We start from the raw sequence: 26361 nt of genomic DNA on the forward strand, positions 1-26361 counted from the left end.
GCCTTTATTAATTTGGTTATTTTCTTTCAATCACTTCATCAATGATACCGTAAGCCTTCGCTTCCTCCGCACTTAAGAAGTAATCTCGTTCCGTATCTTTTGCAACACGTTCTATAGGTTGACCTGTACGTTCGGAAATAATCTGGTTAGTATGCTGTTTTAGCTTTAGTATTCTTCGTGCAGAAATTTCTATTTCTGTTGCTTGCCCTCTTGCTCCACCAAGAGGCTGATGTATCATAATTTCACTATTTGGTAATGCATAACGCTTTCCCTTTGTGCCTGCTAGTAATAGGAGTGCACCAAAGGAAGCAGCCATCCCTGTACAAATCGTTCGAATATCAGGCTGAATATATTGCATCGTATCAAAAATGGCAAAACCTGCAGTTGTAGAACCTCCAGGGCTGTTAATATAAACAGAAATATCCTTCTCTGGATCGTCTGCGGCTAGAAATAATAACTGAGCAACTACACTGTTTGCCATTTGATCATTTATTTCATCGCCAATCATAATAATTCGATCTTTCAGTAATCTTGAATAAATATCGTATGAACGCTCTCCATAATTGGATTGTTCAATCACATATGGAATTGTATTCATTTCTTGTTCCTCCCATTCTTAATGAATCGTTATGCAGCCATTGAAAGGGTCAGAGTGGAATCGTGTTGCTTTCTTGTGATACTTGGAATCGTCATTTCTACTACTCTTGGTGAAGAAAGAGTCTTAATCAAGATGGAAGGATCCTCATGCTCCAGTGAATAATGAAATAGATTCGCTAAAGCTGTCTGCTCGTCACTTAAAATCATCTCTGCTGTCTCATCCTCATCGAGTTGTAAAGTTTCAAGACGCTTTTTCGCGCGATATAACGTCGCTTTAACAGCCATTTCAGTAGTCCCTAATAAGTCTGCAATTTCCTTTGACTTATATAAGAAGGCTTCTTTTAGAATATAAATGCTAGCTTGGTTAGGAGTAAGCTGGTTTAATAACAAATTGATTAAGTAAGAACGTTCCTCAGAATAAGTATCTAAAGTAGGACAAGAGGTTTCTAATACTTCATCAAGCAACGATTCCTTCTTTTTTCGTATTTGATCGATCCAATGGTGATAAGCAATTTTATTTAACAAAGCTGAGTTAAGACCTTGTGGGTCATCATACTTTTTTATCGCTTTCAACATTGTCTCTTGAACTAAATCCTCTCCCTCCCATTTATCTTTGGAAAGAAAAAAGCAATACTTCCGCAATTTTTGATATAAATCTATAAATCCACCTTCGTCTTGATTTCCTCCTTCATCACCTCGAAGTATCGAATTACACATTCTAAGCTTAGCAGTCATCTCTTTCACTCCTTTTTACCTTTCACCTTATATAACGGAACCGACTCAAAAAAAGATACGGGTGAACAAAAAATATTTCCCGGGACAAATTTCGTCCCGATCGTGGTGCCAGGCACCCGAAGTGGGACGGATTGTGTCCCGATCGCTTCTGTTGTCCCACATAATTATATCCTAACTTTGGTATTTAAAGATTCAAAAAAGCAGTGCATCTTTTCTATGCAACTGCTTCTATTGTTGTTAATTAGTATATGTACTCAAGCTTTTCCTTTTATCCAACCTACTTACACAGATCAAGATTAATATCCCAATCCCTGTTAAGATGCTAAAAAACATGTAAATAGTTAACACACCAAATTGATCTAGAATGATTCCTCCAACATATGTACAAAACCAACTACCTAACCCATTACCAATCGCAGCGTATAATGAAATTGCAGTAGCTCTGACATTGTTCGGAGATACTTCTCTAACATATTGAAGGGCTGCTGGGATAAATAAACCAACTGAAAAGCCTTGTGCAATTGTGGTCGCATACACTAGAGTTAAAGAAGGTTCAAAGAAATAAAACACCCATCTTAAACCCGAAATTAATCCAGCTAGAATCAGAATATGTATGACACCCAGCCGCTGAATCCAATTCCCTGCAACCTTCATAAACGGAGCCTCACTACCTGCTCCTAATAAAAAGGCAATCCCTACCCCTGTCAATGTCCCACCAATATCGGTAATAAAAATCCCAAAATACACATTATTAGCCGAAATAGGGCCAAAGATCATGAAGGTTGTTACTAAGAACAAGACAAAACGAGGTAATTTAAATAAGGTTTTAACACCTTTGATCAAATCAACCTGTACACTAGACCTTTCATTAGGCATCCGCCAAGCAACAATAGCAGTTAGCAATAACGAAACAGAAAGAGTATAGAAAATCACTGACAAACTAAATATCTCTGACAGACGCCCTGCAAATAATACAGCAATAGCAAACCCAACTGCGCCCCATAAACGAAGTGAACCGTAATTCCCTTTCACTCTTTGGACATAGGAGATCGTAACACTGTCAGAAATCGGGACAATTGCACTCTGAAAAAAGGACAGCATGCCTGCCATAATAATCAAAACGAAGACAGTACTAATCGTTGAATAGATGATCACAATCATCGATGCCATTAGAAGCGTAAAGGTTAAAACAACTCTCGGTTTCTGAGTATAATCTGTAATCATTCCCCACATCGGCTGAGCGATAATCATGACTACCGGCGTAACTGACATAATTGTTCCAATCTGTGTACCTGAAAGTCCCATCCCCTTCAAATAAACAGATAATAGCGGTGTGAATGTACCAAGACCAAAGAAAAAGATAAAATAAAAAGAACTAATCGTTAGATTTGTATTTCTTTCCTGCTGACTTGTTTTTTGCTTCAATGACACTTCCATCTTAAAAATTCTTCCTTCCACCTGAATCGAAAAGCAGTTAACTCTTCATAAAGAGAAACTAAATTCTATCGTGCCAGTTCATAGATTGCTTGCGCGTAAATAGCCGTCGCTTTTAATAAATCTTCGATGTAAATATGTTCATCTTTTTGATGTGCACAGTCTTCCCTTCCCGGAAATAAAGGACCAAACGCAACCCCACTTTTCAATGATCGTGCATAGGTGCCACCACCAATTGATAAAAGGGTAGCATCAACCCCAGTTTGTTCCACGTACACCTTTTGTAGTGTCTCGATTAACGGATGATCTTTTGAAACATGATGCGGTGCTGAGTTAGAAAATTGCTCTAGTTCAAATGAATGCTGCGTACACACCTTTATTATTTGATTGCGTGTTTTTTCAATCTCATTTGTCACTGGGTAGCGCATATTTAAGCCAATCATCCCACCATGCTCAGACGTATAAGCTAGTTTCCCAACATTAATTGTTAAATCGCCTGTAATGTCATCTTCATATGCCACACCAAGTTGTTTCCCACGTGATTCTTTTGAAAAATATCGTACAATAAAGCTGATAAATTCGTTTGCATTTTTGTCCCAACTAAATTCACTTAAAAAGCTAGCTAAGTATACCCCTGCATTTTTCCCGTAATTTGGCTCCATTGCATGTGCGGATTTACCTTCCACCTGTAAGACACAATAAGTATCCTCAAGAATCGCCTTTCCTTTAAGAGCGTTTACAGTTAGAAATTCTTTGAAGAGTTCAACAAATGACGTTTTCATTCCTGCAATGGTTACCTTGGCTTCAGCAAAATCAGGAACCATATTGTATCTCCTGCCTGATTGAAATGACACAAGCATCGATTCATGATGATTATCGGTGGGTTCATTTTTCCGTACTAAGTCTATATCTACAATTCCTTTTTCCGCATAAATAATTGGGAAATCTGCATCTGGTGCAAATCCCATAGTTGGCATTTCTTCATGCTTAAAATAATGTTCAACACATTGCCAATTGCTTTCTTCATCTGTGCCAATAATCATTCGAACCCGCTTTGATAAAGGAAGGTCCATCTCTTTAATAATCTTCATTGCGTAGAATGCAGCCATTGTTGGTCCCTTGTCATCTAAAGAACCTCTAGCATAAATCTTACCATCTCTAATTTCTGCACCAAATGGAGCACTTGTCCATCCATCCCCTTCTGGGACAACATCAACATGACAAAGAATTCCGATCAACTCTTCTCCTGTGCCCCATTCGATATGGCCTGCAAATCCATCGAGATTTTTTGTCTGGAAACCCTCGTTAGATCCTTTTGTCAGCAGATACTCAAGTGCATCATTAATTCCTTTTCCAAAAGGAGCCCCCTTAGATGCACTATGTTCATCTAGGACACTTTTTATTTTCAAAAAGGTTTGCGTGTCTTCAATGATTTCTTGCTTATGCTTTTGAACTTGTTCGATCCACTTGTTCATCGTCATCACATTACTCCTTTGATAACCTATGTATTTGTTAGTCTTGTATATGTTTCTTTATCACATATAATATAGAGTGTCGTATCTTCCTTTATTGATTCATCTAAGCGTCGACTAATATTAATCCCTTCACTGTTAGCAATGAGTGTTGCACCTTCTTTAATTAGGGCATCAAATGCGTCTTGATATGTCCTCCATTCGGATCTAGACGATAATTGATACAAATCATCTCCATATTTATGACTCATTAATTGTGAATAAACAAAGGATACCCCTTTAGTAAAGGCTGACCTAACAGCCATTCTAGATACAGTCTCGTGAGTAACGACAAACTCATCGACATGAACATGAACAAAATTTTGAATATGCTCCTCATGTAGAATCTCAACGGTTGTATGAGCATCTCTTGCAATTCTTTCGACAGCTGTTGCGATCAATAACGTTTTTCCATCAGCAAGCAGTGAATCTTCTATCGTATCATCAGCAAAGATAATAACTGCTTTACTCTTCGTAATATTTGCTTTTTGGAGGATCGTTTGATTTGACGCGCTTCCTTGTACATAAGACACTCGATTGTTATTAATAGGCGTCTTTTTTAATATATCAATAAGAACAATTTCCATTGATGAATCTGTTTGCAGAATTTCTTCAATTGCATACTCTGCTTTTTTTGACCAACCAATAATGACAATGTGATTTTCTCCTTTATAGTCCAATTTGCCCTCCTCCCTCATTTTGCGCAACATACCAAATGAATCAATAATTTTACCAATGACAACCCCAATTAATCCGATTCCAATAATATAGAGAAATACCGCGTAGATTCTACCTGCAATTGTTACTGGATAATAATCCCCGTAACCAACCGTTGTGACAGTCGTCATTACCCACCAAAACGAATCAAATATGGTTGGAAACGTTTCAGGCTCAATGGTCGACATTGCGATTGTACTAACTAGAATTAAGCTCGTACTTGCCCAAAATAACACCCAGTTATTTAAACGAACAATTCTAAACAGGATTCTTTGGAGTGGAAACAATAAAGATTCCTCCCTATCTACTTTTAATCAATGAAATCATTATATCTAAAAAAGGTATGAATATCTAACCATTTCCTACGGTAACAACTTGTAATAAAACTGTAAATTACAGAATAATAGAAATAATATATGATAATAATAGAAATAAATGAAGGAATTTGACAATTTATGTAGAAATAGTCATACTATTCAGAACCAACAACATATAGATGAATAACCGCAACAATCACTATGCTATAACATGCTAATCCTTTATTCTGACAGCTTATGTGATCACCATCCAAAGATCAGTCGGTAATTGAAAGGAGAGATGCCTGTCTAAAGATTTTCAGAGAAGTGTTAAAAGCTTGTAAATAAGAATATTATTCCTAGTAATTGCGGGATAATTTGTGTAGAATGTTAAGAAACATCAGATAATTTCATTTCCTGTCACGAACATGCCATGCGAAAAAAATATGAGGAGTGGTTTTTTGAAACCTTCAACAGACCGTATGCTAAATCGTATCAAATCCGTCTACATGTTTATCAATGAGAGAGGAACTGTTTCAACACAGGAGCTTGTTGACGAATTTGGCATTACACCACGGACGATCCAGCGCGATCTGAATGTGTTAGCATATAATGATTTGGTTCGCAGCCCAAGTCGCGGCAAATGGACGACAACAAGGAAGAAAGTAAAGATGACATCGTAACTAATTTACAATTCTTTAGTTACTCCTAATCATTAGGAAAAAAAGAATCATAGAACCTCAATGAAACTTACACTTAAGAAGTCTAGACAATACATATTAATATGTAACTGTTTTGTCAGTATAAATAAAAGCAAGGTGCAATGTCAGACGCACCCTGCTTTTTCCTATTTATCAATGATGATTTTTTAGTAATTCTAATTCTTCATTAGTAAGTTCGCGATATTCACCAAGCTCTAATGATTCATCCAATTGAAGCGGCCCCATACTTAATCTCTTTAAGTAAATGACACGCTTTCCGACTGACTCAAACATGCGCTTTACTTGATGAAACTTCCCTTCCATGATCGTCACTTCAATGTCTGAAGTTAACCCACTCTTTTGAATAACGAGCTTTGCAGGCATGGTTTTATATCCATCATCGAGCACAACCCCTTCATGAAAAGACATCACATCATCAGTTGTTACTTCTCCTTCTATCACAGCAAAATACGTTTTCGGCACATGCTTTTTCGGTGATAAAAGTTGATGCGTAAGTCCTCCATCATTTGTAATCAATAGTAAGCCCTCTGTATCTTTATCTAACCTTCCGACTGGGAATGGATTATATACTGCATCATCGAGCTCTAATATATCGATGACCGTTTCATGCATAGAGTCCTCTGTTGCCGAAATAACCCCAGGAGGTTTATTTAACATGAGATAAATAAACTCTTTATATTCAATCACTTCACCATGAATTGTCACAGTATCTTCTGTCGGATTAAAATGAGCACTCCCATCCTTGACCGGCTTATTATTCACTTTCACTATTCCTGATTTTAATAGTTTTTTTACTTCTTTCCGGCTTCCATAGCCTCTATTTGCTAATAATTTATCAATTCTCATGATTCCCTCCTCTAGCGGGATAAATTCCGTCCCACTCTCGGTGCCTAGCACCAACCCAAAAAAATATAATGAATGTAGGCATTTATCTTATACCTTTTTTTATACCCATCATAGACTACTATCATGCTACGAATACCTAGTAAATCGAAATTCTTAAAAGGAGTGTTTAAATATGCATTATCGTCAACAAGTACCACAAGGTGGAATTTATTTACCAATCCCAGGACTTCCTGGAGGTGGCGGTGGATTTCCAGGTGGTGGATCTAACGTCCAACAACAAATCAACCGTTTAGAGCGTGAGCTTGATAGAACAAATCGTCAACTTGAACAATTAGAACGTCGTGTTCAACGTCTTGAGCGTCGTCCAGGATACGGTTCACAGTTCTAAGCTTTTAGTGAAAGAAGGTGCATGGACTCCGCAAAAGCGGTACCAAGCACCTTTTTTAATGTTCTACTGCTTTTTTCCGCTTGAATCTGCTCAAGATCCGATCCAACTGATTCCCCATTAATTTCTCCAAGAGATGTGAGCGATATGATAGATACAAATAGACGATTGCCCCAATTCCAACACCTATCAGAAGAATGATAACTGAATATAGTTTTCCATCATCATAAGTAAATGTATAGGAAAACAAATGCGTCACAATAAAGATGCTAAGCGTCATGATTCCCGCAAAAATGGCCATTAGGAATGATCTTCTAACAAAGAACTTAAAGCGATAGCCTGCATGTCGTGAGATCATCCAAAAACTATAAGCAATTGATACCGTATAGCCTAAGGCAGTAGCAAGAATCGCTCCGATTTCACCAAACCACACGATAAAAGGAATATTAAAAATCATTTTTAAGATAAAACCAAACGCCAAGCTAATGACTGCAAATTTTTGTTTATTTATTCCTTGAAGAATCGCAGCTGTTAGGGTGAAAAACGAAAACAGAATCGCAACTGGTGCGTACCAACGTAAGATGCGCCCACCCTCTTCACTGATTTCATAAAAGGTCGCATACGCTGGATAAGCCAACACTGATAAACCCACAACAGCAGGTAATACAAGTAAGACACTAATTTGAAAGGTTTTATCAATTTGCTTTCGAAGCGTTGTGAAATCTCCTGACGTATAGGAGTTTGTAATCGTTGGAACTAACGTCAATCCAAATGCCGTCGCTAAAGAAACAGGAATCATCACAAGCTTAGGAACGTAGAGATTAACCATTCCAAATAGTTCCTCAGCCACATCAGCCTGTCCAATCCTCACCATTGCCCGATTGAAGGTAAACTGGTCAACATATTGATATAGAGGTATTGCAAGGCCAACAAAGACAAATGGTCCTGCATAAGATAATAATTCCTTGTACATTTCCTTTGTGGTCATGACTGAAGCAGGACGACTATTCTCAAGCATTTGGTCTAAATATGGTTTTCTTTTATACCAATACAAAATCAGAACGGCAAGTCCACCAAGAGCACCGATAAAGGCAGAGAACGTAGAAAACGCAACCGCAGTCGCAATTTCACCATCCAATAATTTCATGATGACAAAGCTCGATCCTAAAAGAAAGATAATCCGAACAACCTGCTCAACCACTTGTGAAACAGCCGTTGGTCCCATCGATTGATAGCCCTGAAAAAAACCACGTATTAAGCTCATCATCGGAACAACAATAAGTGCTACACTAACCATTCTCATGACTAGAATAACATCCTCTATCTTATTTCCATGTTCATCTCCACTTCCCCCAAGGACAATCTCTGCTAAGAATGGAGCAAGCGAAAATAATAGCAAAAAGCCCAGTACACCCATGATTGACATCACAAGTAGACCTGACTTTAACATTCGTCTTCCTGTATGGTAATCACCTAAAGAATTATATTTTGAAACAAACTTAGAAACAGCTAGAGGAAACCCCGCTGTTGATATAAATAAAAAGATGGTATATTGCCCATATCCATAAGAATATAATGCTCCACCTATTTTGCTAACTAATGCATAAAAAGGAATCACATAGAGCATTCCTAAAATCCGAGAAATATAAGTTCCTAACGTCAAAACAAACGTACCACGAAGTAATTTAGATTCAGACATTAACAATCCCCATTCTACGATAAAATGTCCTCACGTATGAAGACGAACAACACTTATGTATCATTATCTTTAACTTTACTATTTTAACATAAACGATTCACTTGTCATTTCATTTCTCTCCCTAAAAAGTGAGAAGAATTTGTGTCTCTTTTTGCTTTTTCTCTTTTTACTATATAATAGTTCTAGGATAATTGAAAATATGTAAATGAATAAGGGTTGGTGTTTTAGTTGAAATATGATGTTGTTGTAATAGGTGGCGGACCATCTGGCTTAATGGCAGCCATTGCTGCAGGAGAAAAAGGAGCTAATGTCCTGCTTTTAGATAAAGGAGAGAAATTAGGTAGAAAACTAGCTATCTCAGGTGGAGGGCGCTGCAATGTCACAAACCGTCTACCAATTGATGAACTAATTAGTCACATCCCAGGTAACGGGCGTTTTCTTTATAGTGCCTTTTCGATTTTTAGTAACGAGGATATCATTCGTTTCTTTGAAAATCTCGGGATTAAGCTGAAGGAAGAAGACCATGGACGAATGTTTCCCATGACGGGCAAGGCTCAATCAGTGGTCGATGCTTTAATTAATCAATTAAAACAATTAAGAGTTACCGTGAGAACAAACACTCCAGTGGAAAAAGTAGATTACAGCGAGTCTGAAGTACGCGGTGTATTACTTAGAGATGGTACATATATTGAAACAACCTGTGTAGTTGTAGCTGTTGGTGGTAAATCAGTTCCACATACAGGCTCTACTGGGGACGGGTATGCCTGGGCAAGGGCTGCGGGACACACCATAACAGACTTATATCCAACTGAGGTTCCAGTTACTTCAAATGAACCATTTATAAAAAACAAAACATTACAAGGATTATCATTAAGGGATGCGGCACTTAGTGTCTTAAATCCAAAGGGAAAAATCGTTAAGACTCACAAAATGGATATGATCTTCACTCATTTCGGTATCTCTGGTCCTGCTGTACTTAGATGCAGTCAATTCGTTGTTCAAACGCTGAAAAAGTTCAATGTACCAGAAGTAACAATGAGTTTGGACGTTCTACCTGATCAAAAAGAAGAAGAGATTTTTCAATCCATACTGAGAATGACAAAGGAAGAGCCTAAAAAGGCACTAAAAAACTTACTCAAAGGTTTCCTTCCAGAACGATATCTCCTATTTTTATTAGAGAAAAATGGGATTGATCCACTTGTCACCTCTTCGAACCTTTCACATGAGCTTATTCGAGGTTTTGCAAAGGACTGTAAACAATTTCAGTTCAAAGTGAATGGGACATTATCAATTGAAAAGGCTTTTGTTACAGGTGGTGGTGTTTCTGTTAAAGAAATACATCCAAAGGAAATGGAATCGAAATTAATGAGTGGGCTTTTCTTCTGCGGGGAAATTCTCGATATCCACGGTTACACCGGAGGCTATAATATTACTTCAGCTCTTGTCACTGGTCGTCTTGCAGGAATGAATGCAGGACTAAAATCAAAACAAGCAATTCATTAATAGACATCTAAGCCTAACATCCATTGTTAGGCTTTATAGATGATACAGGCTGAAAAGCAATAAATTTGATCTTCTTCATCTGGCGCTGAACAAGCGACCTGATATTTAATATCCATCAGTTGCCAAACCTCAATTGTTTCTAAAAAACGATTCACGGCATCTTCTAAATCTTTCTCATGGCATTCATCAAACACCCTTACTTTTACAACCATGTTCTCCACCTCCTATACCATTATTGACAGTTATGTTAATTTTCAGTCAATTAAATTTCCATTTGATTTTTTCTAGTTTTATTGTATAATAGATAACTGTATTTTTCGTTAAGTCCCCGCTTTTAACAGTCCAGTAGTTCATCGCATATACTATACCTTATTCCGTGATGTAAACTTCACACTAAAAAAACACCAAGGAAGGGAGCCTTTAGACATGCTTTTTGATAGATTACAAGAAGATGAGCTTGAGAGGAAAGACCCGCTAGAAGTGAGAAAAGAATTAGTAAATCTTGAATTCCAATTATTTCGAATGCAAGAAAATATCAAGGAAATCTCCAAAAAAAATCAAATCATTGGAATTGATCAAACGAAGGATGATAGATGGGTCATCGTTTCTGCTGAGGATAATGGAAATCAATGCAAAATCATGATTAATGATTGTGAAAATCCTTACCGAGGGAAATGGGATTTTTCAATTCATGCTGAATATGCAGATGATGATAATATTCATATCGACGATATTAGAGGACCTGCCAATAGAGGGTATGGCTCTATTTGTATGAATTATCTTAAAGAGCTGGCACGTGACCAAAATATTCCTTACATTACTGGGGATATCGCCAAAAGAGATTGGGATCATGTCGATCGACTTGTCCATTTCTACGAAAAACATGACTTTTCAGTTGAAATAGACTACAAGGAACAATCTGGCGAAATTGTTTGGTCTGAATAAAAAGTTCTACCCAAAAGTGTTAGTTACTAACTTTTTGGGTAGATCTTTTTCACTTGAGTCGTTCTCTTATATATTTGATATTTGTTAAAATAGCAGACTTTTAAGTTAGGCTAATAAAACCGCAGACTGAATACACTCCGCGTCCGGCGGGGTGACCGGTGAGCCTCCTCGTCGTTACACTCCTGCGGGGTCTCACTTTGCCCACTGATCCCGCAGGAGTCTACGTGTATTCAGTCTGCTAACAATGAAAGTTCATAAAAATAATTTATCTTAATCATTGTGTACAACTTCTTCTCCTATTTTTACGACTGCAGCAAATACTTCGTCATCACTGTTGATACGAAAGGACACATGGAAATGACCGAGTTCTCTTACTCCCTCCTGCTTATAATAAGGCTCCAGCTTTTCACCAAGTAATTCACTAGTTAAATCATATACATAAACAGAGCCATTTTTCTTACTGTAGTCTGCTCTGACTGTTATATCCGATGGTAAATGATCTTCCAGAAGGAAAAAGGCCTCTTTAGCTGAGGAAACTCCTTCGTTAAAGTAAATCGTAGCATCTGAGCAGACTCCTTCATACCGTCCACAGCTTACTCTTAACGTTGGTGTTTCTAGCTGTGCCTGTTTGTAGACATACCCCTCTTCTTCTCCTTGCTCCTTAACCTTATCCATATAATCACCAATTCCACCTTTTGCGGTAACTGGACCAACATCTTTAATCGTTGGTTCATTAGTTGGTATCTGTGTAGAAGTTACCTCCGCCGTTTTAGCCCTTGATACCCTTGAAGGAGAATCAGGATCTAACACTACATCCATGAAGATGAATGCAAAAATGGCGAAGATAAGATAGCCAGCAATAACAAACATTATCTTACGAATATGAAACACCTCCATACTTGTCTATCTAGTAAGGTATTCGTTATGCTTTCACCCATCTCTTTCGCAATCCTTCTCCTAGTAAATTAAAGGTGAAAATCACATACGTAATTGCGAGTGCTGGAAATAACGGAATCCAGGTTGCATTTAAAATATCATTTTTCGTATCCCCAAGTAAGGAACCCCAATTATAGCCTGTGTTTTGAAGAGGTGGTGTTCCATCTGGAAAAATACCAAAATCAATGAACACCTTGAATACCCCAAGCTGCCCAATCAGTAATGCCATTCTTCCAAGATCCATCATGAAATTAATCAAAATCTGTGGACCTAACACAGGTAAATAGTGACCAAACATAATATAACTTTGTTTACTTCCGATCGTAATGGCTGCATCAATATATGGCTTTTTCGATAAAGAATTAGCAAGCTGTTGGAACACCATACCGACTTTTCCAATCTCTAATAACGCTACTGTGAAGACAATAAGGAGAAACCGTTCATTTGTATACGTAAAGAGTGGCATATTAAATAAAATCAGAGCCATGAAAATAAGTGGAATACCTGAAAGAACTGAGTTCCATGTTGAAAGCACAAAATACGTGAAGCCCTTCCCTTTGCTAGCAAGCAGCCCTAATGGAATCGCTAATAAATATTTTATAAATGTACATGCAATCATAAAAAACAACGTATCCTTTGCACCTACAACTATAAGACTAAGCATATCTCGCCCATCTCCATCAGTCCCTAACCAATCTTCACTTGATGGTGGATGAGGTGCTTTTGTAAATTTCCCACTACCTTCGTAAAACCTCATTCTTCCCTCTTCAAATTCCGTATCAATAAAAGGAAGATATGGGCCAATAAATGTAACAACTAATAAGATTGATAGTAAAATAAGTCCAGTAGTTAACTCTCTATTTCTCATGTGGCACTCCTTTCTCGCGGGTCAAAATAATAGCGAAGGAGATATGAAACAATTTGAGTAATAAAAACAATCGTCATAAACAACCAGGCTAGTGCAACAATCAGTTCTCTTTCATGTGGAATAGCCATAAATAATCGATAAGCAGCTCCCTTATAATCAAGAAACATCTCCAAAACTAGTAGATTTGATAACAGCAATAGCATAATAGAAGGCAAATGACTAAAAACATTTCCTAGAGAGTTATGTAACATATGATTAGTAACGACAAATCGTTTTTTGAACCCTTTTGCATACGAAACTTGAACATATTGCTCACTTTGTTCATCTAAAAGCGCGTTCATTGTAATCTTAGCAACATAGGTCATTGGATAAACCGTTACAATAAGTGATGGCAGGATAAATCCATACCACTCTTCATATGCAAACACATCTATAAATGGAAAATAGAATAATAGAATCCAGATTAAAGCAATAATAAAGAAGAAATCTGGAAATGACTGTGCTAATGAGGTTAAACGGTTGCCAAATAGGTTCGTTAGGCGATATTGATTACGATAATCAAACACACCCTTTAGTACACCCAATACAATAATTAAGAAGAAGGATGTAATAATAATCTTCATAGTTCTAGGAAATACACGCACTACTTCATCTGTAACAAGAGTATGTGACCTTGTCACACCAAAATACCCTTCAGTCATTACTTGCTTCATAAAAGTCGTTGTTTCAGGTATATACGTTTCCCAAGATGCATAAAAGGTTGGAAGTAATTTTCCAGGCTCCTGAAAAAACATCGCATCCTTTGGAAAAAATACAATTAGCACAATTAAGAGTGCAGAAACGACATAGATTACTAATGTTCGAACAATAAATCGTGCTAACAACTTTCAGCCCCTCCTAAATTCTGATAATTCTTTATTTTAATATATTAACAGAATACTTCATCAATTGGTAGGTCTTCTCTCACATTTGGATGGTGAATCTTATTTCCTAGATTCCCTTATCTTTCTCTACAAAAAAACTGGTTTGAAAATATCAAACCAGTTTTTACTTTCCTTTTGTCATACTTCTAATATGAACCTCTAATATAATCAGCTACATGCTCACGATAGAAAGCTTGCAGCTTAGATAATTCTTCTACTGAAAAGGCAGGAACATTCCCAGCTTCTAGATTAGCAAGTACTTGCTTCTCTGTTTTAAATCCTGGAATAACACATGTTACTCCTTGTTGGTCTAGACACCATCTAAGTGCCGCAGTAGCCATTGACTGTCGATCCTCTTTAATCCAATCTAGCTGCTGACTTAATTCGACACCACGGTTAAATTCTATGCCAGCAAATGTTTCTCCTACATTAAAAGATTTACCATCTTTGTTGTAATTCCGATGATCATCGGCCTCAAATGTCGTATTTACAGAAAATTTCCCGGTCAATAATCCACTAGCAAGTGGTACTCTGGATAGGATCCCTACGCCAGATGCCTCCGCTTTTGGAAATAACTCTTCCAATGGCTTTTGTCGAAAGATATTAAATATTACTTGAAGTGCACTCACATTCGGATTCTCTAAACAAAGAAGTCCCTCTTCGACTGATTCTACACTTACACCATAATATCTAATTTTCCCTTCTTGCTTTAACTTTTCTAATACTTCAAAGACACTTCCATCTTTTAAAATATCAAATGCAGGACAGTGAATTTGATATAAATCTACTGCTTCACGATTCAAACGTTTTAAGCTTGCTTCTAAATAAGTACGAACCTGTTCCTCCGAATAGGTTTTTGGATCATGGATATCTCCTTTTCGGCAAAACTTTGTCGCAATGTGAATCTGCTCTTCTTTTCCTTTAGTAGCCACTGCTAGTAATTCTTCAGCATGTCCATCTCCATACACATCAGCTGTATCGAAGAAGTTAACACCGTGCTCAATTGCCGTGTGAAGAGCTCTTAATGATTCTTGATCATCTGTTTTCCCCCATGAGCCACCAATTGCCCATGTCCCAAAGCTAATTTCACTCACCTTTAAGTCTGTGTTACCGAGTTGACGATATTTCATATGTATTCCTCCTATTCGTCTTACATAAGAAAGCATTTACATTTCTATTTTAGTACCAAGCATGGCGATTGTAAAATGTGACAGCTTGCTTAAAGGTTTGATAACTCACATAAGCGAAGGTTGGCTCAACACCGAGCTACCTTCGCTTTCATTTACCATTTAGGATTAAATGGATATGGACAAGTTTTGTAAGCTAGTTTAGCTCGATATTCAACATAGCACCCACAATGAGTGCATGTGAATTGACCTGATAGAGCTGGACAGCTTTTACATTGATTCAGTCGTTCTTCGTATAAATCATCACTTACAAGGTCTGTTTCTAATTGCAATTGCTCTTCTACGAGCTTTCGTGCTTGTTCGTCTGTTTCAATTGGGGACCGAAAACATCCTTTACATGTTTGCTCTGTTTGCATATTCATAAATCAACTACTCACTTACTTGATTGTGAATAATAGAACTGACATCGCTGGTAATTCAGCCGTTATCGTATCCCCTTCAATGGTGAAGCTTGTGAATTCTTTAGGCTTCACTTCCTCTGGGTGATCGAAATCATTGTGAGCATTCATTGAAGTCGCTGTTAGAATCGTACCAGTTACTTGACCCATAGATTTTTCCAACCCTCTTAGTTCAATCGAAACAGACGTACTACCTTTAAGATCCAAATTATTTAAGGTAATGTTCACTTCTCCATCACTACTTTTTGAAGCAGATGATGTGATGACAGGTAGTTGATCATTTTCACCTTCAACCTTGCCAATCACCGAATCAAGAGAAATTCTGGTTGCATCCTGATGAACTTTATACATATCAAACACGTGATATGTAGGTGTTAAAATCATTTTTTCTCCTTCAGTCAATATCATCGCTTGCAGAACATTTACTGTTTGAGCAATGTTTGCCATTTGCACACGATCACTGTGATTGTTGAAGATATTTAAATGAATACTCGCCACTAACGCATCACGGATTGAGTTCTGTTGATACAAGAAGCCAGGGTTCGTACCCGGTTCTACATCATACCATGTACCCCACTCATCTACGATAAGCCCTACGCGTTTTTCAGGATCATATTTATCCATAATCTTCGAGTGCTTTGTAATGAGTTCATCCATATGTAATGCTTTCTTAAATGCGCTGAACCACTCATCCTCAGCGAAATCTAAGGCAGATCCTTTTTCAGACCAGGATTCCCCTGGTATTGTATAGTAATGGAGGCTCAATCCATCCATATACCTTCCTGCTTCTCTCATGAGAACCTCTGTCCAATGATAATCACCAGAGTTCGCTCCACCCGCAATTTTGAAGATTTTGTTATCACCATAATTTCTTACGTAGGTTTGAAATTGACGATAGAGGTCTGCGTAGTATTCTGCTCGCATATTTCCGCCACAGCCCCAATTCTCATTCCCAACTCCAAAGTATGTTAACTTCCACGGCTCCTGCCGACCATTTTCAGCACGCCAATTAGCCATTGGAGATTCCCCGTTGAATGTAAGGTATTCGACCCACTCAGACATTTCTTGAACTGTACCACTACCAACATTCCCATTTATATACGGTTCTGTTTCAAGCAGCTCACAAAGTAGCATAAATTCATGGGTTCCAAAATGATTATTTTCGATTACTCCCCCCCAATGAGTGTTAACCATCCTTTTGCGACCTTCTTTAGGACCAATTCCATCCTTCCAATGATACTCATCAGCAAAGCACCCACCCGGCCAACGTAGGACTGGAATTTGAAGGTTCTTTAATGCTGTCAGTACGTCATTGCGAATCCCTTTCGTATTAGGGATAGGGGAATCTTCCCCAACCCAAATCCCTTCATAAATACAACGTCCTAAGTGCTCTGCAAAATGACCATATATATTTCTATTAATCTTCCCTTTTTCAACATCAACATTGACGATTAACTTATTTGTCATTACTCTACACCTACTTAATGAGAATTTTATTTTGAATTTAGCGTTTTTCCATCAGGAACCGGAGCTCCAAATATAGGAAGGCCATCCTCAGACCAGGTAAACACCTGTGCCCTTGTATGACGATTTGGGTCATATAAGGGGTTCCCTTCAATCTCCTTATAATTTCTTGCATGATAGATTAAGACATCCTGCGAATTGTCTTCAGTAACTGTAAAGCTATTATGACCTGGACCATATTGACCTGTTTCATCACTAGAAGTTAGCACTGGTTCAGGTAGTTTCTTCCAAGATGCTGGGTCTAGTAAATCACTATCCTCAGAAGCTATTAATAGTCCCATGCAATAATTAAAGTCTGTAGCACTTGCTGAATAGGCCATAATCACTTTCCCATTTCTAATTAACACCGCAGGGCCTTCGTTTACATAATATCCGATTCTTTCCCACTCATACTCTGGAGTGGCAATCATGACTTGCTCCCCGGAAATCGTCCATGGATTTTCCATTTTGGCAATATATAAATTAGAGCTACCTTCGATATTTGGATCCTTTTGAGGCCAAGCTAAATATCTAATCCCACGATGCTCAAATGTCGTCGCATCAAGAGAAAATGACTCCCAAGAAGTCTTAATTTGTCCCTTCTCAATCCACTCACCCTCTAACGGATTAGCAGAAGCGTTCTCAAGTACATAAATTCTATGAGCATATAACCCAGCAATTGTTCCATCATTGACGGCAGCAGCATAATAGATATACCATTTCCCATCAATGAAATGAATTTCAGGAGCCCAAATATTAGCACTTTGAAGTCCTTCATCATGCTTTCTCCAAACGACACAAGGAGATGCTTCACTAAGTCCTTGAATCGTTTTCGAACGTCTCACTTCGATACGATCATATTCCGGTACTGAACCAGTAAAGTAATAATAGCCATCCGTATGCTTATACACCCATGGATCAGCACGTTGTTCAATAATTGGATTACGATATGGTTGTTGTAGCCTCATGATTCTCGCCCCTTCTTAGCTTCTTTTTCCTAAACGAATAACATTCCAAGAGTGTTTCCCTAAGCGTGCAGTAACTCTACCATCTTGCACCTTTGCGTCACCATTAGAATGAGGTCTAACAGCTTCATGTTCGATTGTGTTTACCGCTTTCAAGTTTTCATGCTCTAACACGATATGTTCTATAAGTTGATAGCCTACAAAACTACGAACATCACAGTCTATGTCTAAACCTTCTTCTAAACTACGATTTAATGCAAAAATCGTTAATTCTTCATTTTCTGGATGATAGACAGTCATCGTATCTAGGTATGGCACATCTGTAAATTTAGTTGAATCATATTTTGGTGAGTTAACAACAGGTTGTAGTGCAATCCCACGTCCATATTTAGACACATGTGCATACGGATAGAAAATCGTTTGTTTCCATGCTCCCCCACCATCTTTAGTCATGATTGGAGCAATAACATTTACTAACTGTGCCATACAAGCCATTTTTACTCGATCTGAAAATCTTAAAAAGGAAAGTAACATACTTCCTACTAGTAGTGAATCTTCGAAGTTATACACATCCTCAAGCTGTGGTGGTGCAATCAACCACGGGTCAAGCTTCTTATCCTGATCATTCGAGTGGAACCACACATTCCATTCATCAAAGCTTAAATTCATCGTCTTCTTACTACGTTTTTTTGCTTTCATATAATCACAGGTTGAAATAACCGTTTTGATAAAGTGGTCCATATCTAGAGAATTAGCTAGATAGCTTGCTGAGTCATTATCACGGTTCCCATAGTATTGGTGTAATGAAATATAATCTGCATACTCATACGTATGATCAAGTGTCGTTGCTTCCCACTCTGGGAATGTCGCCATACTAGAACTCGAACTTCCACATGTAACTAATTCAATTGACGAGTCTACTAATTTCATCGCTTTAGCTGTTTCCACTGCAAGTCTTCCATACTCTTGTGCTGTCTTATGTCCAATCTGCCAAGGCCCATCCATTTCGTTTCCTAAGCACCAAGTCTTAATTTTATGAGGCTCCTCGTAACCGTGACTTTTTCTTAGGTCACTCCAATATGTACCACCAGGATGATTTGTATATTCGACTAGATTTCTAGCTGCATCAATTCCTCTAGTCCCAAGGTTCACAGCCATCATCACCTCTGAATTCACCTTCTTTGTCCATTCCACGAATTCATTTGTTCCAAGTTCATTCGTTTCAATGGTTCTCCATGCTAATTCTAGTCGTCTCGGACGCAGTTCCTTTGGACCTACTCCATCTTCCCAGTTATAGCCTGAAACAAAGTTTCCTCCAGGATAACGAATGATCGGAACATCTAGCTCTTTTACAAGTTCAATGACATCCTTCCTGAAACCATTCTCATCTGCTTGCGGATGGTCTGGCTCGTATACCCCTCCGTACACTGCACGTCCTAAATGCTCAATAAAAGAACCATAGATTCTCGAATCAATTTCTGAAATGGCATAATCCTTATCAATGATCATTTTTGCTTTAAGATTGTTCGTCAATGTTATCCACCCATTTCTTCATTTTATATTCCCATCTTTTACTTTATGTTTATTTAAAATAAACGATAGAAAATTCTCATATTTCTTATAAGTCCATCTTAGTTTCACACCTATCCTTTGTCAATAAAAAATGTATGCGATTTCAAATATATATTTTATTTTTGTTTAAAATATTACATTTTTGTTTTATAATAATCTAAAATAAAAGGAACGAATGGTTAAACGTTTGAAAGGGTGGTCACATTGATTCACATTAAAGATTTAAAAAATGGCTTAGATATATTCAAAGCATTAAGTTCTAGTGTACGTGTAGAGATAATTAATCTACTATCGACGAATGAGCGTATGAATTTAAATGAAATAGCAGAGCATCTTAAGCTTACAAATGGGGCTGTAACGATGCATATTAGAAAACTAGAGGATAGTGGTCTGATTAAAATCACATCTGCTGTTGGCCGGCATGGTATTCAAAAGATTTGTTATCTAAATGAGGATTCTCTAACAGTAGATCTACGAAAAAAGGATATTGAGGAGCATCTATATGAGTATGATATCAAAGTTGGCCATTATAGTGACTATCATATTGAACCTACATGTGGGCTAGCAACAAAGGATAGTATTATCGGTGAATTTGATGATCCTCGCTATTTTGCAGATCCTAAGCATATTCATGCAGACATTTTGTGGCTTACAAAAGGGTATGTTGAATATCGGATTCCAAATTATTTAAACAAAAATGAAGAGTTTAGAGAATTGCAGTTTATTATGGAGCTTGGATCGGAGGCCCCAAACTATAATCATAATTGGCCATCTGATATTCACTTCTTTTTAAATAACATTGAATTAGGATATTGGACCTCTCCAGGAGATTTCGGTGAAACAAAAGGGCATTGTAATCCTTCATGGTGGCCACCGAATCTGAATCAATATGGACAGCTTAAGCTGCTTAGAATTAATCATGAAGGAACGTATATGGATGGGAGCAAAATTTCAGATGTAACAATTGATGAGATCAATCTGACATCGAAGTCTGATATTAAATTTAAGCTTGCTGTCAGCGAACATGGTAATAGTGGTGGGTTAACGATCTTCGGTAAGCATTTCGGCAATTATGAACAGGATATCATTGCTAGATTAATTTATGATGTGGTGAAGTAACATCTTCTAATAAAACAACCATCAGATGAACAATCAATCTGATGGTTGTTTTGGTATGATCAAAGGTTAATAAACGTACCTGATTCAATTGATTGATAGCATGCTTCGATTACCTTCATATTTAGTATAGCTAGTTCACCAGGATATTTTAATTCAATCGCTGGATCTAAAACAGCATCTGAAAAGTGCTCTACCTGCAGGATATATTGTTCTCCAAAGATTTTCTCTTCTCTTTTGACAGAACCCTTTTCTACGATTATTACTCCGATGTTTCCATTTACATCTGGACGATACGCTGTAGGTACATTAATCGTGCCTTTCGTTCCAATGATTTCATATTGGTTTCGAAATGTCATATCAAAGCTACAATCAAAAACAACATCTACTCCACCTTCCATTTTCATCATGACCACGGACGTCGTCTCCACGTTATACTTAGGATGAATCGTAGATTTCACCCCTACTGTAACAGGCTCACTTTCTAGTAAATGACGAGAGGAATGTATGCAGTAACACCCTACATCAAAGATGCTTCCCCCTCCTAGCTTCGAATCCATTCGGATATTTCCTTCCGGTTCATTCATGAAAAATGAAAAACTAGCTTTCATGAGTTTTACTTCACCTATTTCACCAGAATGTATGATTTCTTTCACACGTTCATGCTGTGGATGAAATTGGTACATAAAGGCTTCCATAAATCGAACACCATATTCATGGCAAACTGTTACCATTTCTTTGGTATCCTCAGCTGTAAGTGAAGCTGGTTTTTCACATAGTACATGCTTCCCTCTTTCAGCTGCCTTTTTGACCCATTCCTTATGTAACGTATTCGGAAGAGGAATATAGACTGCATCAACCTCTGGGTCATCAAGCAACTCTTCGTAGCTAGTATAGGCTTTAGGAATTTGCAATCTTTCTGCTACCTCGATCGCCTTCCTCCCTCTACTTGCAATCGCAACAACCTCAGCATTGTTAGCCCTTTTAATTGCTGGAATTAACTGTGTTTGTGCAATATTAGCAGTACTTAAAATCCCCCATTTAACGAACGTCATATACATCGCCTCCTGTTCCATTATACAAATACTTGATTAATAGAAACAATGACTGTGATCCCTTACTTTCTAAATTCTTTTAATTCTTCATTTATTTCTCTTGTTTGGTTGTAGATCGTCTTATAGATCTTAAATAGCTTTTTGTAGGCAATTACATTTTCTTCAATCGGTGTATATGTTTCAGCAGGTATAAGAAACTGATCAGCACACTCCTGTAGAGATTGATGCCAACCTGATCCATACGCAGCAAGAATGGCTGCACCCATTCCAGGTCCTTGCTCACTCTTTAATTTCACAATTTCCGCATTAAACAAATCCGATTGAATCTGCAACCATTCCTTATTCTTTGCTCCACCCCCAATTGAAATAATCGTATCAATTTGTTTCCCATTTTCACGGAAAATTTCAATCGACTCATTCAATGAGAATGTGATTCCTTCAATAACAGCACGAACAAAATCCTTACGTGTATGTGATGCATCAGCACCAATAAAGCTCGCGCGAATCGTTGAATCTGCATGTGGAGTTCGTTCACCAACTAAATAAGGAGTGAACATTAACCCATTTGATCCAATTGGAACAGTATCCATGCCATCAACAAAATCCTCAAAGCTTTCACCAGGGGCAAATACATCCTTGAACCAACTTAAGCTATATCCCGCCGCTAATGTCACACCCATTGTATAAAAGGCGTTTTCCTCAGAATGGTTAAAGTAATGAACCTTCCCTTCAAAATCAAGGTCTTTATTTGATTCATATGACAAAATAACTCCTGATGTTCCAACACTACATAATGTCTTTCCTTCTGATAAAATACCAGAACCGACAGCACCACAAGCATTATCTGCTCCACCAGCGAATACCTTAGTTGTTTCAGAAAGACCAGTGATAGCAGCAAAGTCGGACGTAATCCCCCCAACACAATCAATGGATTCAACTAATGGTGGACAAAGCTCAAAAGGAATATCCACTAAACGGCAAATTTCCTCACTCCAGCTTTTTTCCGCAACATTTAATAATAAGGTACCCGCCGCATCAGAATATTCGCTATGTAGCTCTCCAGTTAAGCGATATCTCAAATAATCCTTCGGTAATAAAAACACAGAAGCTTGTGCAAACACATCTGGTTCATTTTCTTTCACCCATAGGATTTTTGGTAATGTAAAGCCTTCGAGTGCCGGATTCTTTGTAATTTGCAGAAGCTTTTCTTTACCGACCATCTCATATATGTCCTGACATTGCTTTGATGTTCTTGTGTCATTCCAAAGGATGGCAGGCCTGAGAACCTCTTTGTTTTCATTTAAAAGAACAAGCCCATGCATTTGTCCAGAAAAGCTAATTCCTTCAATATCTTCCACATTCCCATCAAAACCGTGGACGATTTCAGACAATGCTTCAGTCGTCTTATCTACCCACTCCTCTGGATTTTGTTCACTGTAACCTGACTTTTCCTGAATTAATGGGTATGATTTAGATGCTTCTTGAACGACATCCCCATTTTGATTAACTAACAACACTTTTACAGCACTTGTACCTAAGTCAATACCGATAACATATTTCATCTATGCTCATCTCCTTAATGAAAAAGGATGTGCCACTGACACATCCTTTCAAGTTGTGAATATTAAACCGTTACACCCGCTGATACATTTAAGATATAACGATTGATCGTTGCTTTTAATAACTCTTGACGGCCAGATTTATTTTCGATATTTTCTAAATCAAGTGCATAAGCTTCAAGCTTGTGAAGGTCTGTTTTACCTTCAACAATATCAAGGCCAATCCCATGAGTATAACTGCTATAACGGTCTGCAATAAAGTTTTCTAGCACTTGATCATCGATTAGCTTCTGAGCTACCTTGAAGCCGATCGCAAATGCGTCCATTCCCGCAATATGTGCGTGGAATAAGTCATCAGTATCAAATGAACCACGACGCACCTTCGCATCAAAGTTCAAGCCACCTTTTCCAAGGCCACCATTTTTGATAATTTCATACATTGCAAGAGTAGTAGTATATAAGTCAGTTGGGAATTCATCTGTGTCCCATCCTAGTAAGGTATCACCTTGGTTTGCATCAACTGAACCAAGCATACCATTGATACGTGCTGTACGTAATTCATGCTCAAATGTATGTCCAGCTAATGTCGCATGGTTTGCTTCAATATTAAATTTGAAAGAATCTGTTAGATCATATTTTTGCAAGAAAGCTAATCCAGTTGCAACATCAAAATCATATTGATGAGTCGATGGCTCTTTTGGCTTTGGTTCAATTAAGAATGGTGCGTCAAAGCCGATTTCCTTTGAATAATCCACAGCCATATGGAAGAAGCGTGCTAGATTATCGAGCTCAAGCCCCATATCCGTATTTAAAAGTGTTTCATACCCTTCACGTCCACCCCAGAATACATAATTCTCAGCACCAAGCTCTTTCCCTACTTCAAGCCCTTTTTTCACCTTTGCTGCTGAATATGCAAACACATCGGCATTAGATGAAGTTGCAGCACCAAACACATAACGTGGGTTTGTGAACATATTAGCAGTATTCCATAGAAGCTTCGTATTACTTGTTTTCATATATTCTTTAATCATTGCAACAATGACATCTAGGTTTCTATTAGTCTCTCTTAATGTGCTTCCTTCAGGCGCTATATCTACATCATGGAAAGCAAAGAATGGTGCATTCATTTTTTCAAAGAATTCAAATGCTGCTTCAACACGTGCTTTCGCTTTATCTAATCCAGTTAAATGATCCCAAGGACGGATAGCCGTTCCAGCACCGAATGGGTCCGCACCTTCACCTGTAAATGTATGCCAGTAAGCAATTGAATAACGTAGAAATTCTTGCATCGACTTCCCGCCAACAATTTCTTCTGGATTATAGTACTTAAATGAGAAAGGATTAGTTGAATTTGGACCTTCGTATTGTACTTTGTTTACATTTGGAAAATAAGCCATTTTACATTCCTCCTAAGATTCTATTAAATTAAGGATTGACTAATTTTAACCGTTTATGTAACCGTTTTCTGCAAGCGGTTAAACTATCAACTTACTTTGAGTATATCAGCCTAAACTTAATTTGTCTATCCAATAAACTAAGTTTGTGATAAAATTAATTAAAACGTGACAAATTCATTACAGGGGCGAATAAAGATGCAAATGACATGGAATCAACAAGTCGTGAAACGCAATAATAAATCTCTTGTGTTACAAATGATTAAGGATCATGCTCCCCTCTCGCGTGCAGATATCTCTCAGCGAACTGGATTAAATAAATCGACAGTTTCTTCTTTAATTAATGAATTATTAGAGGATGAATTAGTGTATGAAACAGGGCCTGGGGAATCTAGCGGAGGACGTCGACCCGTCTTACTTCTATTCAATCAAGTTGCAGGATATTCAATTGGAATTGATATTGGCGTCAACTATTTATTAGGCATCCTTACAGATCTTCAAGGCAAGATTATTTATGAAAAGAATATCCCGCTAAAACAACTTGATTATGAAAAAGTAGCAATACAAGTAAAAGAAATCATTCACCACCTCATCGATATGACTCCAACAAGTCGATATGGTGTCGTTGGGATTGGAATCGGTGTTCCAGGAATTGTGAATAAAGAAGGAAAAGTATTATTAGCGCCTAACTTAGGCTGGAAAGATACCTTGCTCAAAAAAGAGCTTGAACTCGAATTTGAACTGCCTGTTATTATTGAAAACGAGGCTAATGCTGGTGCCTTCGGTGAAATGCGATTTGGAGCTGGTCAGCTTTTTGAGAACATTACCTATATCAGTGCAAGTATCGGAATTGGTGTTGGCTTAATTTTAAAAAGCGAATTATACCGTGGGAAAAATGGCTTCTCTGGGGAATCAGGACATATGCTCATTGACCTGAATGGAAGAACATGCAGCTGTGGCAGAAACGGCTGTTGGGAGGCTTATGCATCTGAGCATGCACTATTGAAAGAGGCAAAAGAACTCTTCGGTACTGAGATGACATTAGAGGAATTAATTGAACAAGCAAACAAATCTAATCAAGTTGTTATTAATCTATTTCAGCGCGTAGGACAATACATTGGTTACGGGATTACGAACTTAGTCAACACCCTCAATCCCCAGCAAATCATTATTGGCAATCGAATGACGATGGCAAAGGACTTTCTAGAAGAATCTGTTAGAAACGCAATCTATGAGCAATCACTTCCTTTCCATCAGCAAGACTTATCGGTTCAATTTTCTGAGCTAACAATCTACTCTGCTGCACTTGGGGTTTCAGCATTCGTTGTCGAAAACTTCTTCAAACAAGAAGAATTAATCGAACAAACATAATAGATAAAGTCACAGAAAACACTCATTCTATGAAAAGAATGAGTGTTTGTTTTTATAGCATTTAAATCAAAGATATAACTTATTATAAAAGTGAGAAATCTAGCAGGCTGAATACACGTAGACT

The 26361-nt window shown here is 37.7% G+C and carries 25 protein-coding genes; 6 read left to right on the plus strand and 19 right to left on the minus strand.

The window, feature by feature from the left end:
• Positions 1–16: 16 nt before the first annotated feature.
• The 5 genes from clpP to F7888_RS08615 form a co-directional block, all read right to left on the minus strand.
• Entirely contained in the window at positions 17–598 is a 582-nt protein-coding gene (gene clpP / locus F7888_RS08595; RefSeq protein ID WP_191778764.1) for an ATP-dependent Clp endopeptidase proteolytic subunit ClpP, read from the minus strand.
• 29 nt (positions 599–627) lie between these two features.
• On the minus strand, positions 628–1332 hold the full coding sequence (locus F7888_RS08600) for a sigma-70 family RNA polymerase sigma factor (RefSeq protein ID WP_191778765.1): 705 nt from the start codon (positions 1330–1332) through the stop codon (positions 628–630).
• Between the two features lie 237 nt (positions 1333–1569).
• Entirely contained in the window at positions 1570–2769 is a 1200-nt protein-coding gene (locus F7888_RS08605) for an MFS transporter (RefSeq protein ID WP_191778766.1), read from the minus strand.
• A 65-nt stretch (positions 2770–2834) separates the two neighbouring features.
• A complete protein-coding gene (gene pepV, locus F7888_RS08610) occupies positions 2835–4247 on the minus strand; it encodes a dipeptidase PepV (protein ID WP_225228670.1) in 1413 nt (470 codons plus the stop codon).
• Between the two features lie 20 nt (positions 4248–4267).
• Positions 4268–5281, minus strand: a complete 1014-nt coding sequence (locus F7888_RS08615; RefSeq protein ID WP_191778767.1) for a potassium channel family protein — start codon at positions 5279–5281, stop codon at positions 4268–4270.
• Between the two features lie 470 nt (positions 5282–5751).
• On the opposite strand from F7888_RS08615, the gene F7888_RS08620 reads away from it, so the two are divergent.
• The gene (locus tag F7888_RS08620) at positions 5752–5973 is read left to right on the plus strand and encodes a DeoR family transcriptional regulator (protein ID WP_191778768.1); all 222 of its coding nucleotides are present in this window, start codon (positions 5752–5754) and stop codon (positions 5971–5973) included.
• A 171-nt stretch (positions 5974–6144) separates the two neighbouring features.
• Here the strand turns inward: F7888_RS08620 and F7888_RS08625 are convergent, their stop codons facing one another.
• Entirely contained in the window at positions 6145–6858 is a 714-nt protein-coding gene (locus F7888_RS08625; protein ID WP_191778769.1) for a pseudouridine synthase, read from the minus strand.
• Between the two features lie 172 nt (positions 6859–7030).
• Between F7888_RS08625 and F7888_RS08630 the strand changes: the two genes are divergently transcribed.
• Positions 7031–7246 carry a hypothetical protein gene (locus F7888_RS08630; protein ID WP_191778770.1) on the plus strand — a complete coding sequence of 72 codons (216 nt, stop codon included), beginning with the start codon at positions 7031–7033 and terminating at the stop codon, positions 7244–7246.
• Between the two features lie 55 nt (positions 7247–7301).
• Here the strand turns inward: F7888_RS08630 and F7888_RS08635 are convergent, their stop codons facing one another.
• Complete coding sequence (locus F7888_RS08635; RefSeq protein WP_191778771.1) at positions 7302–8942, minus strand: putative polysaccharide biosynthesis protein; 1641 nt, start codon at positions 8940–8942, stop codon at positions 7302–7304.
• 273 nt (positions 8943–9215) lie between these two features.
• On the opposite strand from F7888_RS08635, the gene F7888_RS08640 reads away from it, so the two are divergent.
• Positions 9216–10445, plus strand: coding sequence for a BaiN/RdsA family NAD(P)/FAD-dependent oxidoreductase (locus tag F7888_RS08640; protein ID WP_412095989.1), 1230 nt, complete (start codon positions 9216–9218; stop codon positions 10443–10445).
• A gap of 26 nt (positions 10446–10471) precedes the next feature.
• Here the strand turns inward: F7888_RS08640 and F7888_RS08645 are convergent, their stop codons facing one another.
• Positions 10472–10657 carry a sporulation protein Cse60 gene (locus tag F7888_RS08645; protein ID WP_191778773.1) on the minus strand — a complete coding sequence of 62 codons (186 nt, stop codon included), beginning with the start codon at positions 10655–10657 and terminating at the stop codon, positions 10472–10474.
• 214 nt (positions 10658–10871) lie between these two features.
• Here F7888_RS08645 and F7888_RS08650 point away from each other — a divergent pair, with 214 nt between their 5' ends.
• Positions 10872–11390 (plus strand): hypothetical protein, encoded by a 519-nt coding sequence (locus tag F7888_RS08650; RefSeq protein WP_191778774.1) that lies wholly within the window; start codon positions 10872–10874, stop codon positions 11388–11390.
• Positions 11391–11660: 270 nt separating this feature from the next.
• On the opposite strand, the gene F7888_RS08655 is transcribed toward F7888_RS08650, so the two are convergent.
• The 8 genes from F7888_RS08655 to arfA all read right to left on the minus strand — a co-directional run bounded on the left by F7888_RS08655 (position 11661) and on the right by arfA (position 19679).
• Positions 11661–12287: a hypothetical protein gene (locus tag F7888_RS08655; protein ID WP_191778775.1), complete on the minus strand. Its 627-nt coding sequence runs from the start codon at positions 12285–12287 to the stop codon at positions 11661–11663.
• Between the two features lie 25 nt (positions 12288–12312).
• A complete protein-coding gene (locus F7888_RS08660) occupies positions 12313–13194 on the minus strand; it encodes an ABC transporter permease (protein ID WP_191778776.1) in 882 nt (293 codons plus the stop codon).
• Positions 13191–14078, minus strand: coding sequence for an ABC transporter permease subunit (locus F7888_RS08665; protein ID WP_191778777.1), 888 nt, complete (start codon positions 14076–14078; stop codon positions 13191–13193). The genes F7888_RS08660 and F7888_RS08665 overlap by 4 nt, the downstream gene beginning before the upstream one ends.
• Positions 14079–14263: 185 nt before the next feature.
• Positions 14264–15247, minus strand: coding sequence for an aldo/keto reductase (locus tag F7888_RS08670; RefSeq protein ID WP_191778778.1), 984 nt, complete (start codon positions 15245–15247; stop codon positions 14264–14266).
• Between the two features lie 152 nt (positions 15248–15399).
• Complete coding sequence (locus F7888_RS08675) at positions 15400–15666, minus strand: DUF6171 family protein (RefSeq protein WP_225228671.1); 267 nt, start codon at positions 15664–15666, stop codon at positions 15400–15402.
• Between the two features lie 15 nt (positions 15667–15681).
• Positions 15682–17169, minus strand: a complete 1488-nt coding sequence (locus F7888_RS08680; protein ID WP_191778779.1) for an alpha-N-arabinofuranosidase — start codon at positions 17167–17169, stop codon at positions 15682–15684.
• Positions 17170–17195: 26 nt separating this feature from the next.
• A complete protein-coding gene (locus F7888_RS08685; protein ID WP_191778780.1) occupies positions 17196–18173 on the minus strand; it encodes a glycoside hydrolase family 43 protein in 978 nt (325 codons plus the stop codon).
• Positions 18174–18188: 15 nt separating this feature from the next.
• Positions 18189–19679 carry an arabinosylfuranosidase ArfA gene (arfA, locus tag F7888_RS08690; protein ID WP_225228690.1) on the minus strand — a complete coding sequence of 497 codons (1491 nt, stop codon included), beginning with the start codon at positions 19677–19679 and terminating at the stop codon, positions 18189–18191.
• Positions 19680–19946: 267 nt separating this feature from the next.
• On the opposite strand from arfA, the gene F7888_RS08695 reads away from it, so the two are divergent.
• Complete coding sequence (locus F7888_RS08695; protein ID WP_191778782.1) at positions 19947–20861, plus strand: ArsR/SmtB family transcription factor; 915 nt, start codon at positions 19947–19949, stop codon at positions 20859–20861.
• A 59-nt stretch (positions 20862–20920) separates the two neighbouring features.
• On the opposite strand, the gene F7888_RS08700 is transcribed toward F7888_RS08695, so the two are convergent.
• The 3 genes from F7888_RS08700 to xylA form a co-directional block, all read right to left on the minus strand.
• Positions 20921–21913 (minus strand): Gfo/Idh/MocA family protein, encoded by a 993-nt coding sequence (locus F7888_RS08700; protein ID WP_225228672.1) that lies wholly within the window; start codon positions 21911–21913, stop codon positions 20921–20923.
• A gap of 62 nt (positions 21914–21975) precedes the next feature.
• The gene (xylB, locus tag F7888_RS08705; protein ID WP_191778784.1) at positions 21976–23475 is read right to left on the minus strand and encodes a xylulokinase; all 1500 of its coding nucleotides are present in this window, start codon (positions 23473–23475) and stop codon (positions 21976–21978) included.
• A 62-nt stretch (positions 23476–23537) separates the two neighbouring features.
• A complete protein-coding gene (xylA, locus tag F7888_RS08710) occupies positions 23538–24869 on the minus strand; it encodes a xylose isomerase (RefSeq protein ID WP_191778785.1) in 1332 nt (443 codons plus the stop codon).
• A 195-nt stretch (positions 24870–25064) separates the two neighbouring features.
• On the opposite strand from xylA, the gene F7888_RS08715 reads away from it, so the two are divergent.
• Entirely contained in the window at positions 25065–26237 is a 1173-nt protein-coding gene (locus F7888_RS08715; protein ID WP_318246251.1) for an ROK family transcriptional regulator, read from the plus strand.
• The last annotated feature ends 124 nt before the right edge of the window (positions 26238–26361 follow it).

Origin of the sequence: Litchfieldia stipae (genome assembly GCF_014837155.1) — a bacterium.
In the GTDB taxonomy this organism is placed as follows: Bacteria; Bacillota; Bacilli; order Bacillales; family Bacillaceae_L; genus Litchfieldia.

What these genes read in the sequence shown, in the direction of transcription:
- clpP (WP_191778764.1), bottom strand. Translation starts at nt 598, where the DNA reads ATGAATACAATTCCATATGTGATTGAACAATCCAATTATGGAGAGCGT.
- F7888_RS08600 (WP_191778765.1), bottom strand. Translation starts at nt 1,332, where the DNA reads ATGACTGCTAAGCTTAGAATGTGTAATTCGATACTTCGAGGTGATGAA.
- F7888_RS08605 (WP_191778766.1), bottom strand. Translation starts at nt 2,769, where the DNA reads ATGGAAGTGTCATTGAAGCAAAAAACAAGTCAGCAGGAAAGAAATACA.
- pepV (WP_225228670.1), bottom strand. Translation starts at nt 4,247, where the DNA reads ATGACGATGAACAAGTGGATCGAACAAGTTCAAAAGCATAAGCAAGAA.
- F7888_RS08625 (WP_191778769.1), bottom strand. Translation starts at nt 6,858, where the DNA reads ATGAGAATTGATAAATTATTAGCAAATAGAGGCTATGGAAGCCGGAAA.
- F7888_RS08630 (WP_191778770.1), top strand. Translation starts at nt 7,031, where the DNA reads ATGCATTATCGTCAACAAGTACCACAAGGTGGAATTTATTTACCAATC.
- F7888_RS08635 (WP_191778771.1), bottom strand. Translation starts at nt 8,942, where the DNA reads ATGTCTGAATCTAAATTACTTCGTGGTACGTTTGTTTTGACGTTAGGA.
- F7888_RS08640 (WP_412095989.1), top strand. Translation starts at nt 9,216, where the DNA reads ATGGCAGCCATTGCTGCAGGAGAAAAAGGAGCTAATGTCCTGCTTTTA.
- F7888_RS08645 (WP_191778773.1), bottom strand. Translation starts at nt 10,657, where the DNA reads ATGGTTGTAAAAGTAAGGGTGTTTGATGAATGCCATGAGAAAGATTTA.
- F7888_RS08650 (WP_191778774.1), top strand. Translation starts at nt 10,872, where the DNA reads ATGCTTTTTGATAGATTACAAGAAGATGAGCTTGAGAGGAAAGACCCG.
- F7888_RS08655 (WP_191778775.1), bottom strand. Translation starts at nt 12,287, where the DNA reads ATGGAGGTGTTTCATATTCGTAAGATAATGTTTGTTATTGCTGGCTAT.
- F7888_RS08660 (WP_191778776.1), bottom strand. Translation starts at nt 13,194, where the DNA reads ATGAGAAATAGAGAGTTAACTACTGGACTTATTTTACTATCAATCTTA.
- F7888_RS08670 (WP_191778778.1), bottom strand. Translation starts at nt 15,247, where the DNA reads ATGAAATATCGTCAACTCGGTAACACAGACTTAAAGGTGAGTGAAATT.
- F7888_RS08675 (WP_225228671.1), bottom strand. Translation starts at nt 15,666, where the DNA reads ATGAATATGCAAACAGAGCAAACATGTAAAGGATGTTTTCGGTCCCCA.
- F7888_RS08680 (WP_191778779.1), bottom strand. Translation starts at nt 17,169, where the DNA reads ATGACAAATAAGTTAATCGTCAATGTTGATGTTGAAAAAGGGAAGATT.
- F7888_RS08685 (WP_191778780.1), bottom strand. Translation starts at nt 18,173, where the DNA reads ATGAGGCTACAACAACCATATCGTAATCCAATTATTGAACAACGTGCT.
- arfA (WP_225228690.1), bottom strand. Translation starts at nt 19,679, where the DNA reads ATGATCATTGATAAGGATTATGCCATTTCAGAAATTGATTCGAGAATC.
- F7888_RS08700 (WP_225228672.1), bottom strand. Translation starts at nt 21,913, where the DNA reads ATGACGTTCGTTAAATGGGGGATTTTAAGTACTGCTAATATTGCACAA.
- xylB (WP_191778784.1), bottom strand. Translation starts at nt 23,475, where the DNA reads ATGAAATATGTTATCGGTATTGACTTAGGTACAAGTGCTGTAAAAGTG.
- xylA (WP_191778785.1), bottom strand. Translation starts at nt 24,869, where the DNA reads ATGGCTTATTTTCCAAATGTAAACAAAGTACAATACGAAGGTCCAAAT.
- F7888_RS08715 (WP_318246251.1), top strand. Translation starts at nt 25,065, where the DNA reads ATGCAAATGACATGGAATCAACAAGTCGTGAAACGCAATAATAAATCT.